The sequence below is a fragment of the Streptomyces olivaceoviridis genome, assembly GCF_014650115.1.
Taxonomy (GTDB): domain Bacteria; phylum Actinomycetota; class Actinomycetes; order Streptomycetales; family Streptomycetaceae; genus Streptomyces; species Streptomyces olivaceoviridis.
Genome location: NZ_BMUI01000025.1, coordinates 75383 through 89666, shown reverse-complemented (window position 1 = coordinate 89666; position 14284 = coordinate 75383). Strand labels below are relative to the sequence as shown.

General features: G+C 70.0%; 13 protein-coding genes. 6 read left to right on the top strand and 7 right to left on the bottom strand.

Features of this window, described 5'->3' with window-relative positions; all coding sequences use genetic code 11:
* The first annotated feature begins 14 nt into the window (after positions 1–14).
* Both IE273_RS34055 and IE273_RS34050 read left to right on the top strand, forming a co-directional pair.
* Positions 15–1655 carry a flavin-containing monooxygenase gene (locus IE273_RS34055; RefSeq protein WP_189818984.1) on the top strand — a complete coding sequence of 547 codons (1641 nt, stop codon included), beginning with the start codon at positions 15–17 and terminating at the stop codon, positions 1653–1655.
* A complete protein-coding gene (locus IE273_RS34050) occupies positions 1655–2425 on the top strand; it encodes an SDR family NAD(P)-dependent oxidoreductase (protein ID WP_189818983.1) in 771 nt (256 codons plus the stop codon). The genes IE273_RS34055 and IE273_RS34050 overlap by 1 nt, the downstream gene beginning before the upstream one ends.
* 101 nt (positions 2426–2526) lie before the next feature.
* On the opposite strand, the gene IE273_RS34045 is transcribed toward IE273_RS34050, so the two are convergent.
* From IE273_RS34045 to IE273_RS34020, 6 genes are all read right to left on the bottom strand, one after another.
* A complete protein-coding gene (locus tag IE273_RS34045; RefSeq protein WP_189818982.1) occupies positions 2527–3756 on the bottom strand; it encodes a DegT/DnrJ/EryC1/StrS family aminotransferase in 1230 nt (409 codons plus the stop codon).
* Positions 3757–3770: 14 nt separating this feature from the next.
* Positions 3771–4376, bottom strand: a complete 606-nt coding sequence (locus IE273_RS34040) for an HAD family hydrolase (protein WP_189818981.1) — start codon at positions 4374–4376, stop codon at positions 3771–3773.
* Positions 4377–4392: 16 nt separating this feature from the next.
* The gene (locus IE273_RS34035; protein ID WP_189818980.1) at positions 4393–5931 is read right to left on the bottom strand and encodes a GMC family oxidoreductase; all 1539 of its coding nucleotides are present in this window, start codon (positions 5929–5931) and stop codon (positions 4393–4395) included.
* 23 nt (positions 5932–5954) lie between these two features.
* The gene (locus IE273_RS34030; RefSeq protein WP_189818979.1) at positions 5955–6749 is read right to left on the bottom strand and encodes an SDR family NAD(P)-dependent oxidoreductase; all 795 of its coding nucleotides are present in this window, start codon (positions 6747–6749) and stop codon (positions 5955–5957) included.
* Positions 6746–7909 carry a sedoheptulose 7-phosphate cyclase gene (locus IE273_RS34025; RefSeq protein WP_189818978.1) on the bottom strand — a complete coding sequence of 388 codons (1164 nt, stop codon included), beginning with the start codon at positions 7907–7909 and terminating at the stop codon, positions 6746–6748. Before IE273_RS34025 ends, IE273_RS34030 begins: the two co-directional genes overlap by 4 nt.
* A gap of 126 nt (positions 7910–8035) precedes the next feature.
* Positions 8036–9163: an MFS transporter gene (locus IE273_RS34020; protein ID WP_189818977.1), complete on the bottom strand. Its 1128-nt coding sequence runs from the start codon at positions 9161–9163 to the stop codon at positions 8036–8038.
* Positions 9164–9353: 190 nt separating this feature from the next.
* Here IE273_RS34020 and IE273_RS34015 point away from each other — a divergent pair, with 190 nt between their 5' ends.
* From IE273_RS34015 to IE273_RS34000, 4 genes are read left to right on the top strand one after another with little or no spacing between them, the layout of a single operon-like run.
* On the top strand, positions 9354–10619 hold the full coding sequence (locus IE273_RS34015; RefSeq protein WP_189818976.1) for an ROK family transcriptional regulator: 1266 nt from the start codon (positions 9354–9356) through the stop codon (positions 10617–10619).
* Positions 10620–10640: 21 nt separating this feature from the next.
* Entirely contained in the window at positions 10641–11012 is a 372-nt protein-coding gene (locus tag IE273_RS34010) for a hypothetical protein (RefSeq protein ID WP_373309434.1), read from the top strand.
* A complete protein-coding gene (locus IE273_RS34005) occupies positions 11012–12799 on the top strand; it encodes a heavy metal translocating P-type ATPase (RefSeq protein ID WP_229887815.1) in 1788 nt (595 codons plus the stop codon). Before IE273_RS34010 ends, IE273_RS34005 begins: the two co-directional genes overlap by 1 nt.
* A complete protein-coding gene (locus tag IE273_RS34000) occupies positions 12796–13332 on the top strand; it encodes a copper chaperone PCu(A)C (RefSeq protein ID WP_189818975.1) in 537 nt (178 codons plus the stop codon). The genes IE273_RS34005 and IE273_RS34000 overlap by 4 nt, the downstream gene beginning before the upstream one ends.
* Positions 13333–13445: 113 nt before the next feature.
* Here the strand turns inward: IE273_RS34000 and IE273_RS33995 are convergent, their stop codons facing one another.
* Complete coding sequence (locus IE273_RS33995) at positions 13446–14153, bottom strand: GntR family transcriptional regulator (protein WP_189818974.1); 708 nt, start codon at positions 14151–14153, stop codon at positions 13446–13448.
* Positions 14154–14284: the final 131 nt, after the last annotated feature.

Genomic DNA, 14284 nt, shown 5'->3' with positions numbered 1-14284 from the left:
GGACCGACACACACATGACCAGCAAGCCCGACTACGACGCCATCGTCATCGGCGCCGGTTTCTCCGGCCTGGCGATGCTCCACCACCTGCGCGAGATCGGTCTTTCGACCCTCGTGGTCGACGGCGAGGACGGCATCGGCGGCACCTGGTGGATCAACCGTTACCCTGGCGTCCGCACCGACAGCGAGTACAGCTACTACTCCTTCTCCTTCTCCAAGGAGGTCCGCGAGGAGTGGACCTGGACCGAGCGGTACCCGACCGGCGCGGAGGTCCTGGCGTACCTCAACTTCGTGGCCGACCGGCTCGACCTGCGCAAGGACATCCGCCTGTCCACCCGCGTGAACAAGGCCGTCTACGACGAGGACGCGAACACATGGACCGTCCACCTCGGTGACGGCGGCGTCCTGACCACCACCTACCTCGTCTCCGGCATGGGTGTCCTCTCGCAGGCGATCTTCCCCGCCATCGACGGCATCGACACGTTCAAGGGCGAGAAGTACCACTCCTCGACGTGGCCCCGCGACGGCGTGGACCTGACCGGCAAGCGTGTCGGCATCATCGGGCTGGGTGCCTCGGGCATCCAGATGGTGCCGGAGATCGCCAAGGTCGCCGGCGACTTCTACGTCTTCCAGCGCACGCCGAACTTCGTCGTCGAGACCACGAACGACCCGCTGACCGAGGAGGACATGGCCTACCTGCGCGACCACTACGACGAGATCTACGAGAAGGCGGCCAAACACCCCTTCGGCGTCGCGATGGAGCCGGCCGAGCACAGCGCCCTGGAGGTTTCCGCGGAGGAGCGCGACCGGATCTTCGAGAGCAAGTGGAACGAGGGCGGATTCCACTTCGCCAACGAGTGCTTCAACGACCTTGCCACCGACCACGAGGCCAGCGAGCTCGCCTCGGAGTTCATCCGCAGGAAGATCCACGAGATCGTCGAGGACCAGGCCGTCGCCGACCTCCTCTCGCCGACCACCTACTCGTTCAACGGCAAGCGTGTCCCGACCGGCCACCACTACTACGCCACGTTCAACAGGCCGAACGTGCACCTCGTCGACGTCGCCACGCAACCGATCAGCCGGATCTCCGAGCGCGGTGTGGTGGTGGGAGACACCGAGTACGAGCTCGACGTGCTGGTCTTCGCCACGGGCTTCGACGCCATGACCGGCACCCTCACCAACATCGACATCGTGGGTCGCGGCGGCCGCACACTGCGTGAGAAGTGGCTCGCCGACGGTCTGAAGTCGAACCTCGGCATCAGCGCCAACGGGTTCCCGAACTTCTTCATGTCCCTCGGCCCGCAGACGCCGTACTCGAACCTGCCGGTCCCCATCCAGCTCGGTGCCCAGTGGCTCCAGAGGGCCATCGCGTGGGCGCGTGAGCACGACGTTCCGTTCTTCGAGGCCACCCCCGAGTCGGAGACCTGGTGGATGCGGGAAACCGAGCGGGCCGGCAAAGCCACCGTCATGTACTCCGAGGGCAAGAAGGCCAAGGCGTGGTTCCTGGGCGACAACCTTCCCGGCAAGCCGGAGGAGTTCCAGGTCTACATGGGCGGCGGACACGTGTACCAGGAGTTCTGCCGTGCGGCTGAGGCGGACGGCTACCGCTCCTTCCTGGCCGACCAGCCGGGCGGGACCGCGGGCGGGGAATCCTGATGGGGCGTCTGGAGAACAAGGTCGCCCTGATCACCGGGGCCGCGATGGGCATGGGCCGGGCGACCGCCGAGCTGTTCGCGGCCGAGGGTGCCGAGGTCGCGGTCACGGACCTGGACGAGGTCAAGGGCCGGGAGGTCGTGGCGGGGATCCGCGCGGCGGGAGGGACCGCGGAGTTCTGGCGCCTGAACGTCGCGCAGGAGGCCGAGGCGAAGTCGGTGATCGACGCGGCGGCAGCGGCATTCGGCGGCCTCGACATCGTCGTCAACTGCGCCGGCATCATCGGCGTCGACAAGCCGACCCACGAGCTCACCGAGGCGGAGTGGGACGCCGTGTTCGCCGTCGACGTGAAGGGCGTCTTCTTCTGCACCAAGCATGCCGTGCCGCACATGATCGAGCGGGGTAAGGGCAGCATCGTCAACTACTCGTCCATCTACGGAATGATCGGGAACGACGAGTTCACGGCGTACCACGTGGCCAAGGGCGCGGTCACGATGCAGACCAGGCAGGACGCGGCCGGCTACGGCAAGTACGGCATCCGCGTGAACTCGGTGCACCCGAGCACGGTCCTGACCCCGCTGGTCGAGGGCATCGCGGCGGACTTCCCCGGTGGACTGCCGGCCTACGAGGCCCACATGACGGGAAACCAGTCGCTGCGCCGTCTGGGCCGCCCGATCGACGTCGCCTACGGGGTCCTGTACCTGGCCTCGGACGAAGCGGACTGGGTGACGGGCGTGAACCTGCCGATCGACGGCGGCTACACGGCGCGCTGATCATCCCGTCGGCGGGACCGGGGGCCTCCTGAAGTCGGGCGTGGTGGTCAGCCCACGCCCGACCCGGAAGGCCCTCACCTGTCGGGGGCGTGTTCGGGTGATCAGCCCAGTACCGCGTCCACCGTCGCGGTGAACTGGTCGGCGGCGCGTTCGATGTCGGACTCGGTGGCCTGGACGGTGACGCCGTAGCCCGCGCCGAGGTAACTGTCCGAGACGCCGATGGAGATGGCCACTGCCCTGGCGAGGATGTCATCCGTCTGGGGAAGGCTGCCCCGACGGTAGTCGTGCTTGGATTCCGTTCCCGGTGCGCGGAACGGGGCGGGCGAGGCCGTACCGTCGGTGAGGGCCGCGAGCTGCGGCATGTTCCCGTAGTAGTGGCGTCCCGAATTCAGCATGGTCTTCGTCCCGAGGGCGTCGGCGACCGATGTGGCGTCAGCCGGGTCGTCGAAGACGTGGATGAGCAGGGTTCCGCATTCGCCCTCGCGGTCGTGGAGCGTGCGTCGCCGTACTCCGTCGCGTGCCGGGATCCTCGCGGCGACAGCGTGCTTCACGGACCGCGTGGCTGCGAGTACCTCGTCGAGTTTGTCCAGTTGCGCGCAGGCGACGGCGCCCGAGAGTTCGGGCATGCGCAGGTTCAGACCGAACAGGATGTCACCGTCTCCGGTGTCGGTACGCAGGGGGAACCACCCCTGGTCCTGGAACGAGTATCCCCGCTGGTACAGATGCGCGTCCGAGGTCAGGACGAATCCTCCTTCCCCGCTGGTGATCACCTTGAACGGATTCAGCGAGAAGGCACCCACCGTGCCGTGCGTTCCCAGGCGCCGGCCGCGGTACGAGCCGCCGCACGCCTGCGCGACGTCCTCGACGATGGCCAGGTCGTGCCGCTGGGCGATCTCCCGCAGGGCGGCCAGGTCACAGGGCGCTCCCAGCATGTGCACCGCCATGATCGCCTTGGTGTGGGGGGTGATCTTGGCCTCGACGTCCCGGGGATCCAGGGTCAGGGACTCGTCGATCTCGGCCAGAACGGGTGTGGCACCGCTGTAGACGATGCTTCCGATCGAGGCGATGAAGGTGTACCCGGGCACGATGACCTCGTCGCCGGGGCCGACGCCGATCGCCGCGAGAGCGGTGATCAGGGCCGAGGTGCCGCTGTTCACCGCGACGGCGTGCGGAACGTCGAACAGTGACTGCACCGCCTGCTCGAAGCGGAGTACGAACGACGTGGTCTCAGGCTTGTCGTACGAGTACCGCGTCAACTGCCAGTCCTTGAGCACCGCTTCGACGTTCGCGGCTTCTTCGGTGCCGAGGAACGCGTATCCAGGTCCGGGCATGATGCTGTCCTCTCTCAGGCGTGGTGGAGGTGTCGGCGGATGTCGATCACGGTCATCGAGGCCCTCTCGGCGGCGGCGAACCCCGCTTCGCTGTCCTCCAGGACGAGACACCGGGCCGGTGGTACGTCGAGGGCCGCGGCAGCGGCCAGGAAGATGTCCGGCTCGGGCTTTCCCCGGCGGACGTCCTCACGGGAGACCACGACGTCGAAGAGCGCGTCGAGCGCCAGGTGTTTCATGGTCGCCACGATGCTCCGGCGGCGTCCTCCCGAGGCCACCGCCATCGGCATCCGGCCGTGTCCGGCGCGTGCGATGTCGGCCACCGCGGTGATCTCGCGGACCTTGTCGAGCTGCCCCAGGTAGGCCGCCTCGCACTGTTCGACCAGATCCGCCACGGGCAGCGTGAGTTCGACGTTCTGGTGACGGGAGAGCCACAGGACCGCCTCGTCCGTCGACATGCCCGTGGCGGTCGCGTACCAGTCCGCGTCCACGGTGAGGCCGTGGGGGGCCAGGACCGTGCTCATCGCCGTGTAGTGCGCGGTGAGTGTGTCGGCGAGTGTCCCGTCCCAGTCGAAGACGAGAGCGTCGAAGTCGTCGGCGGGCAGCTGATGGATACTCGGCATCTGGTGCCTTTCCTTGTCAGGCGGATACGGGCGGCACATCGGCGGGCACCGGCGTGGTGTCCCGGCCGGTGATCTTCGCGGCGGCTTTCTCGGCGATGGCGAAGACGGGCGCGGAGATGTTCCCCGTCGTCACCGCGGGGATGACCGAGGCGTCGACGACGCGCAGTCCGCTCAGTCCGTGCACCAGTAGTTCACTGTCCACCACGGCGTCGGTGTCCTTCCCGAGCCGGCAGCTCCCGACCGGGTGGAACTGTGTCTGGGCGTGGGTGCGGCAGAAGTCGGCGAGGTCGGCGGGCGGGGCCTGGTCCCGGCTCGCGTCGCGGAATCGCCGCAGGCTGCGGGTGTCGGCCAGACGATGGGCGAGCCGGACTCCCTCGACGAGCGTGTCGACGTCCTCCTGCCGCGAGAGGTAGTCGGGGTCGATGGCCGGGGGCTGCCACGGGTCGGCGGACCGCAGGCTCAGCCGGCCCCGGCTCACCGGGCGGGTGACGGCGGGGCCGATCGTGAAACCCTGACCGAAACCCGAGGCGTCGTTCAGGTCGATCATGGGGGCGAAGGACAGCTGGATGTCCGGAGCGGGCAGCCCGGGCCTGCTGCTGACGAACCCGCCCGCCTCGCCCAGGTTCGAGGACCCCAGGACCGGGAGGGTGCGGTTGGTGGGGTAGCTCACCGAGACCTGCACGTGGTCGTGCAGATTCGCTCCGACGCCGGGCACATCCGCGGCCACCGGGACGCCGTGGGACCTCAACTGGTCGGCGGGACCGATACCGGAGAGCAGCAGCAGGTGCGGAGTGGCGACGGCGCCGGCGCACAGGATCACTTCCCGCTCGGCGTGGAGGGTGACCGGTCGGCCCGCCCGCCACACCTGGACTCCGGTCGCGGTCGCCCTGTGCACCAGCAGCCGGCTGACCCGTGTGCCGGCGAGCACGGTGAGGTTGCTCCGGGAGAGGGCCGGTGCGAGATAGGCGTCGGCGGAACTGCACCGTCGTCCTGCCCGGCGCATCAGCCGGTACAGGCCGATCCCGTCCTGCCGGCCGCTGTTGAAGTCGGGGTTGGGGCGCAGTCCGAGTTCCTCCCCCGCGGCGACGAACGCCTCCGCCAGGGGGTGCGGCTCGGACGGGGGTTCCACGCAGAGCAGAGGCCGGTCGTCGGCGGTCCCCTCCACCCGGGCGAACCAGGGGAGGATTCCCCGGCTTCCCCATTCCGTTCCGCCGAAGGACGCCCAGGTGTCGAAGTCGCTCGCGTGGCCCCGGACGTACACCATGGCGTGCATCGAGCTCGATCCCCCGACGAGGCGTCCGCGAGGCCAGCGGATCTGCCGCCCCTTGAGGTGACGCTGGGGGACCGTGACGTAGGCCCAGTCGAGTTCGCTGCCCATGAGCTGGGGCCACCTGGACGGCTGGGTCACCCTCGGGTCCGCGCTCGCATCGGGGCCGGCCTCGATCAAGGCGACGGTGGTTCCCGGGTCGGCGGAGAGGCGGTGGGCGAGTACGCAGCCGGCCAGGCCCGCGCCCACGATGATGTAGTCGTACCGAAGTCGGTGCCGGTGGGACATGTCAGCCCTCGCAGACGATGGGTTCAAGAGGCCAGGAAGCCGCCGTCGATCCCCACGACCTGGCCGTTGACGTAGGAGGCGGCATCGGAGAGCAGGAACAGGACCACCGCGCCGACTTCCGAGGGCTCTCCCACCCTGCCCGCGGGTATCAGTCGGCTCCAGTTCGCGGCCCCTTCGTCCGCGGTGACCGAGTTCAGGTACATGTCGGTCGCTATGGGGCCCGGGGCGATGCCGTTGACGCGCACGCCGAACTCCGCGTATTCCAGCGCCGCGGATCTGGTCAGTGCCACTGCCGCGTTCTTGGACGCCGCGTAGGCGCCCACTCCAGGGAAGACGGTGCGGTACCCGTGGACCGAGATGTTGTTGACGATGGATCCGGTGCCGGCCTCGGTCATCGTGTGCAGCTCGTATTTCATGCACAGCCACAGGCCGCGGGCGTTGACCGCCATGGCGCCGTCGAAGACGTCCTCGGTGAGATCCGCCACCCGGCCGGTCGCTGACGCACCGGCGTTGTTGAACGCGCAGTCGAGCCGGCCGTAGGCGCGGACGGCGATGTCCACGGCCCGCTCCACCTGTTCCGCGCTGGTGACGTCGGCGGACACGTAGGTCGCCTCACCTCCGCGTTCCCTGATCTCGTCGACCACGGCCTGCCCCTCTTCGGCGCGGCGGGCGGCGATGACCACCTTCATCCCGCATTCGGCAGCCGCGAGGGCCGTGCTGCGACCGATTCCGGCGTTCCCGCCGGTGATCAGCACGACACGGTCCGCGAGGCGGGCGGGTATGTCGACGAGATCCCTGAGACGGGAACCGGCCTTCACCGGTTCGTCCCGTGGTGAGCGAGCTTCGGCTCCTGACGCTCGCCCAGGCGCCGCATGTGCTGTGCGGCGTCGGAGATCTCCTCGATGCTCACGTCGTTGAGGAAGGCGGCACGGCCGATCTCCCGCACGACGGGCAGGTTCTGGTTGCCGTTGCGGTGACGCATCGTGTCGGTCAGCGCCTGCATCAGGAGAGCGGTGTCGCCGAAAGCGGGATGCCAGGTGCGAAGTCCCAGTCCTGCGGCTGTCGCGGCGATCCTGTCGATCGTGTGGTGTCCGAGGTATCCGCGTCCGTGGGCGATGACCGCGGACAGCAGGCAGTCCAGGGCCACGGCCTCACCGTGCAGCAGTTCGTGGACGTGGCGCATCTCGACCAGAGGGCTGAAGGAGTGCCCGTAGTCCACCGCGCGCCGGAGTTCCTTCTCCCAGAGGTTGTTCTCCAGTTCGTCGATCATGCCGGCGATCGCCCGCCCGATCGCCTCGGCGGCCGTCGCGGACTGGAACTTCCCCGCGACCAGCGCTGGGCCGCCGCGCTCCAGGAGTTCGAAGAGGGCGGAGTCCTTGATGAGCCCCATCTTGAGGATCTCGCCCGCGCCGTTGCTGATGTGCCGTGCGGACACGGTACGCAGGAAGGTGGGGTCGATCAGGGTGAGCGGCGGCGGGTTGTACGAGCCGATGCGGTTGCGGTAGCCCTGGTAGTTCACCCCCGTTTTGGCAGCGACGCTGACATCGACCTGGGCGAGCAGAGTCGTGGGAATGCGCGTGTGCGGTATGCCGCGGCGGTACAGACTCGCCGCGAGGCCGACGACGTCCAGGACGACGCCGCCCCCGATGGCCACGGGAGCGTCGCTCACGCGCAGGGTGCCGACATCGTTGAGGGCGCTGATGATCCCCAGGACCTGGCCCATTGTCTTGCGGTTCTCGTCACCGGAGAGCTCAAGTAATCGGTGAGAGATGTTGTACTCCTTGAGGTATTGCTCGATGCGGGCGCCGTATAAGCGGGCGACCGCGTGGTCGACCAATACCAGCCTGAGACCGCCTCGTGAATCGCTGGTGAGGATGTCGGCCAGCGTGGGGTTGGCAGGGTCGAGGAGACCGGGTGTTTCGCGGATGTCGTAGCGGACGTCGAGTCGGGCACTGACCGTCCAGCGGCTGGGGGGCATGGGGTGGTTTCCTTCCGGTGCTTCCGGTACGGGCGGCCGGGCGTGACCGACCGGCACATGGCGGGAGTGGGGGACGGGAGGGCAGGGAGCGCGGAGGGGTCTTCTTCCGGCGGGCCGGTCGACTGGTCAGGTTCTGGAGCCCAGGAGCAGGCCGAGCGTCGCGCCGCAGAGGAGCACGGGGATCATCAGGAAGGCGAGGTGTATTCCCACCGAGTCGGCGAGGGAACTCAGGATGTACGGGCTTCCGGCGGCGGCGAGACCTTCGCCCACGCCGATGCGGGCCATCGCCCGGTCGGGCCGGCCGTGTGAAGCCGCGATCGCCCGGGAAGCGGTGAGCGGGAATTGCAGCGCTATTCCGAAGCCGCACAGCACGAGTCCGGACAGCGCCGTCCAGGAAGTGGTCGTCCACCAGAAGACCGCGAAGCCGAGCAGATTGACGCCGATGCTCCCTGCCAGCAGGAGCCCGCTCGACCAGCGGTTCGTCAGCCGGCTGCCCGCCAGGCGGACGGGGACCATGCCCAGGAGCATGGCCGTGACGCCCATGGTCGCGGCGCCGCTGCTCATCCCCGTACGGTCGCGCAGCTCCTGGGAAGCCCAGAACGTCATCGCCAATTCGACTCCGGCGCACAGGAGGAACACGCACCAGGAGACCCAGAAGGCGTACCCGAGTCCGCCTCCCGCAGGCGATCGGGCGCCCGGGGAGCCCGAAGCCCGCGGCGTGTCCGGCAGCCGTGTCCGCCGAGATGCCAACAGGACCACGGCGATGAACGGGATGACCGGAAGGAGTCCGGCCCGGCTGTCGAGGCCGATCGTGGCCGCGGTCCCCAGGGCGAGCGGAGCGAGCAGTCCCACGCCGAGGCTGACGCCGTTGGCTTGGCTGATCGCGGCGGGTGCGGCGCTGTCGTGGTGGTCCGACAGAGCGGCGGCGGTGGTGTTGACGACGACGTTGGCCGCGTAGCCGGCGATGAGCGCGCCGCACAGGGTGACCACGAACGTGCCGCCCACGTAGTAGACGGCCGTGCCGACGGCCAGCGTGCACAGGGCGGCCCGCTGTACGGCGTCGCGCCCCCGCCACGAGGCCAGCAGCGCGCTGCTGCTGCCGGCCGCGACGGCACCGATGCCCAGGGCCGCGCCGTGGAGGGCCGCCGCTTGCGGGGAGAACCCGAGTTCGTCGATGAGCAAGGGGATCGAGGGGCCGAAGCCGTACATGAAGTACCCGACGGCGGACAGTTCCGCGAACAGCACCCACGTCACGCGGTCCCGGTGAAAACGCCGCCCCACCCGCACAGAAGCGTCTAATCGTGGCGGCTTGGCCGCGGACTCCATCCGTACTCCCTCGCGCAGCATGTGGTAGGGGCGAGCGGCTTCGTTGCAGCGGAAGACTTTATTAAGTACCTTACCTTATATATGCACAGGGCAACGGAGTGTCAAGGGGGACCCGGTTGTGCCGGAGTTGAATAATCGCCAAAATCGAACACCGGCCGACCTTCGGCGCGCGAACGCCAAGGAGGTCCTCCGCGTCCTGCGGGACTCCGGCCCGCTGCGCATCAGTGACATATCGGACCGGACCGGGATCTCGCGCCCCACAGTCACTCAACTCGTCGCCTCCCTCGAAGCCGACGCCCTCGTGGAATACGTCGACGACCGCACCGCCGGGACGGAGGGTCCCCGCCTGGGCAGGCCGGCACGGTTGGTGCGTTTCCGCGCCGAGACGGGCTACGTGCTGGGGGCGGAGGTGGGCCCCAGTCGCCTGCTCCTCGTCGTGATGGACATGGCCGGCACCATCGTCACGGGCCGCGAAGCACGCCCTGCCTCGGCGCGGGGCATGGACGACCTGGTGACGGAACTCCAGTCAGAGATCGAGGCGTTGCTGGCGGCGGCCGAGATAGCGCACGGCATGGTCAGGAGGCTGGTGGTGGGCGTCCCCGGTCTCGTCGACCACCGGAACCGCACCCTGGCCCAGGGGTCGCGCCTGGTCCAGTGGAACAGCGACAGCCACCGCACCCGGCTGCGCGAACGGTTCGGCTTCCCGGTGTTCTTCGAGAACGACGTCAACCTCGCGGTGATCGGTGAATCGCGGCGCGGAGCCGCACGGGGACTCGGCACCGTGGCCTACGTCCACTGGGGAACCCGTGTCGGGGCGGGCATCCTGGTGTCCGGCCGCCTTCATGCGGGCGCCTCGTCGGCGGCAGGCGAGATAGGACACATGGTTCTCGATTCCCCGCACACCTCCCGCGCCCGCCACTCCTCCGACCAGGGCACCTTCGAGCAGGCGGTGGGCGCAGCGGCCATCGCGGCGCTCGGCAGAGCGGCGGCACGACGACCCGACGGCCAGGCGCTGCGCGCACTCGCCGGCGGAGACGCCGCATCCGTTCGGGCGACTACCGTCTTCGCCGCCGCACAGGCCGGGGACCCGGTGGCGCGGGCGATCGCCGACGACTTCATCACCCGCTTCGCCGTGGGACTGGCACCGCTGATTCTCGTCCTCGACCCGGACATCGTGGTGCTGGGGGGAGGCGTCGTCCAGGGCGGCACCTGGGTGCTCGACGTCCTGCGGCAGAAACTCGTCTCTCGCACCCTGCTGCCCCCGCCCCTCGCCCTGTCCTCCCTGCACAACCAGGCCGCTGCCGTCGGAGGCGCCTGTATGGCACTGGAAGCCATCGAATCGGACCTGCTGCCCGCTTCGTCCAGCCAGCCGGAACACCGCTGACCAACGCGGAGGAACTGTCGCTTGAGTGACGTGCGCCATATGCGTGCTCGGGAACTCACCGACAGCTCGGTACGACTCCTGAAGCGGTACGGCTCGATCAGGCCGGCACCGTACGGACGTGATCAGGAGACGCGGTTGATGCACGAGTCCCGGCAATCCTCTTCCGGCGCGGGCGCGGTGCTGCCGCGCAAGGTGACAGCCCCGCCCGCGCTCTGCGGGTTCCTCCTGCTGCTGGCGCTGGTGTTCACGGTGTCGTACACCGTCGGCGCCACTGCGGGGCCCGTCGCGCCCAGCACGCACGGCACCGGCACCAGCCGGAGCGGCGGCGGTGGCGATGACGGCGGGGCGGGAGGCGTGGACGACATGGGAGACATGCACGGGGGAGGCCGCTGATGGGCGCGGAACCCGAACGGGTCGAGAAGGAACTCGACGAACGGGACCGGCTCCTGATCACGGCCCTGCTCGCGCTGCCGGTGCTGGTGCTGTCGATGGCGCCGGGACTACAGTTCAGGAACTGGCAGTGGCTGTGCTTCGTACTGGCCGCGCCGGTCGCCGTGTGGAGCGCCTGGCCGTTCCACACCCGAGCCGTACGGGGCCTGCGGCACTCGGCGGCGACCATGGACACCCTGGTGTCACTGGGCGTACTGGCCTCCTTCTCCTGGTCCGCGTACGCGTTGTTCCTCGGAGGTGCCGGCCGGCCCGGGATGCGGATGCCGCTCACTCTCCTGCCGTCGGCCCCGAACGGGGTGGCGCACCTCTACCTCGGAGCGGTCGTCGGCGTACCGTTGTTCGTGCTGACGGGCCGGTTCCTGGAGACGCGGGCCCGCCGCGGGACCGGGGCGGCGCCGCGGTCGCTCGCCCAACTGGCCGGCAAGGAGGTGTCGGTACGCGACGGCCGCTCCGAACGGCTCGTTCCCGTCGCGCACTTGGCCCAGGGGGAGGTCGCGCAAGCGGGCAAGGCGCGGGCGCCGCGGCCGGCCGACTCGGTGGCCGGCGTCTTCGTACCCGTCGTGCTGGCTCTGGCCGTCACCGCGCTCGGATTCTGGCTCGGTGCCGGCGCGGATCCGCAGGCCGCCGTCACCGCGTGTGCGACGGTGCTGGTCGCGGCCTGCCCCTGCGCGCTGGGTCTTGCGACGCCGACCGCCCTGATGGCCGCGACCGGGCGGGGCGCCCAGCTCGGTGTGGTCGTCAGCGGGCCGCGGGCGCTGGAGGGCTCGCGGCACATCGACGTGGTGGTGCTGGACAAGACCGGCACGCTCACCTCGGGGCACATGACCGTCGCACGGGTCACGGCCGTACCCCAGGGCCTGGGGAAGGAGGCGGTGCTGCGGCTGGCGGGGGCGGTCGAGCGTGGATCGAAGGACCCGCTGGGGCGGGCCCTCACCGCGTACGCGCAACGAGCCGTACCGGACGAGCCGTTGCCGGAGGTGAGCGACCTCAGAGCCGTTCCCGGGCGGGGTGTGAGCGGCCGGGCCGACGGACGGCTGGTCGAAGTCCTCCCGCCGGACGGGGCGTTGCCCGCGGTGCTCGCGGACGCGGTGCGCGCGGCGGAAGCGGCCGGCCACACCTCCGTCTCGGTCCGTGTGGACGGCGTGGCCGAGGCCGTGATCGAGATGGGGGACGTCGTACGGCCCGGCAGCTACCGTGCCGTGGACCGGTTGCGGCGCCTCGGCGTCCACCCGGTGCTCGCCACGGGGGACCGGGAAGCGCCCGCGCGGGCTGTGGCCTCGGCCCTGGGCATCGACGAGGTGCACGCCCGCTGCACGCCCGAGGGCAAGGCGGATCTCGTACGGAGGCTCCAGGAACAGGGGCGCCGGGTCTCGGTCGTCGGCGACGGTGTGAACGACGCCGCCGCGCTCGCGGGCGCCGATCTCGGTATCGCCCTGGGCAGCGGCACCGACGTGGCCATCGCAGCGGCCGACGTGACGCTGGTGCGCGGCGACATCGAGGCCGTGGCCGATGCCGTCCGTCTCGCCCGGCGCACGCTGGGCACCATCCGCGCCAATCTCGTGTGGGCGTTCGGCTGCAACGTCGTCACCGTCCCGCTCGCCATGGTCGGCCTGCTCACCCCCGTGCTCGCCGCAGCCGCCGTGTCGGCCGGCTCGCTGCTGGTGGTCGGCAACAGCCTGCGGCTGCGCGCCTGGCAGCCCTCGCCCGCCCGGAGGCGTTCCGCGCGATGACCGAGCAGAACATCTGGCGGCCCTCGCGCCGGCGGCTGACGGACGCCTTGCTCACCGCGCTCGCACCCGTGGCCGCGTGCGTCTTCGCTCTCGGCGGCCTGAGCCTGTGGACCGCGTACGGCAGGGCGGGTACCCCGGCGCGGATCGCGGTCTCGTCCGGGCGGGTCCTCCTGCCCTATGGCGCCGGCACGGAGACCGCGGCGTTCTTCGACGTCTCCAACCTCGGCGGCGCGGACGACAGGCTGCTCAGGGTGACGTCCGGCGCGGCACGCGGCGAGATCACGCTCAGCGAGCACCACATGGCCGGCGGCGCAGCCGCCTACAAGACCGATGTGGACGCGGTCGTCGTCCCCGCGGGCGGCGAGCTGTCCATGTCCCCGGCCGGCGTGGACGTGACCCTGCGGGCCGGGACGGGGTGGCAGGCGGGCGACCTCGTGGCGTTCACGCTGCACTTCGAGCACAGCGCGCCGGTCAGGACGATCGCCGTGGTGGTCCGTCCGAGCGACAGCGCCCGGTCGGCGCCGCCCGCTTGAGCGGGCCGCTGTCACTCGTGGGGGGCGTGCGCGGGATCCGTCCGCAGACCCGTTCTCCTCGGGCCGGCACGGTGCCATGGGCGTCGGTCTCGGCAACGCGCCACCAGGCGGCGTCAGGAGTCGTAGGCGCTCATCAGGCGTGACCGCGAAGCCTCCAGGTGCGTGCGCATGGCGTGCGCCGCGGCCTGCGGGTCCTCGGCGCGGATGGCGTCGAGCACGGCCCGGTGCTCGTCGACGGCCTGTCCGGCGATGCTCTGCCGGAAGTAGAGGCGGTAACCGTGGGTGTGTGCGCGGAACCGGCGCAGCGTGTCGGCCATGAGCGGGCTGCGGCTCGCCTCGGCGATCGCGTTGTGGAAGGCGGCGTCGAGCTCCGCGAAGCCGCGATACGCCTCGTAGGTGTCACCGCGCAGCGGCGGTCTCATCCGTTCGAGCGTCCGGTGCATGTCGGTCAGTTCGGCCGCGATCGCGTACCGTGCCGCGCGTTCGGCGGCGGCCGGTTCGAGGAGCAGGCGGATGTCGTAGAGGTCGTTCAGTCCGGCCTGGTCGAGCAGGGGCGCGGCCAGGTAGCCGACGTTGGGCCGGCGCACGACGAGTCCCTCGGACTCGCACCGGGCGAGGGCTTCGCGAACCGGTGTCTGCGACACGCCGAGTTCGCGGGCGAGCCCGTCGATCGACAGCTTCGTACCGGGCTCCAGACCGTGGTCCATGAGCAGGGTCATCAGCGCTTGGAAGACCGACTCGCGCACGCTGGTCCTGACCGGTCCCCGGGAAGCCGAGCCGTTCGCCGTGGCGGCTCCCGTCAGCGGCACTGGGTCACCCATCACCCCTCCACATCGTCGATCACCGTAACGACGCACATCACGAGGGTCAACCGTGGCCGGGGCCTCGATCGTTTCGAGAATCCTCGTGACGACCTGTTGACGCGTGTTCGAGGTACCTGCATTCTCAAGCG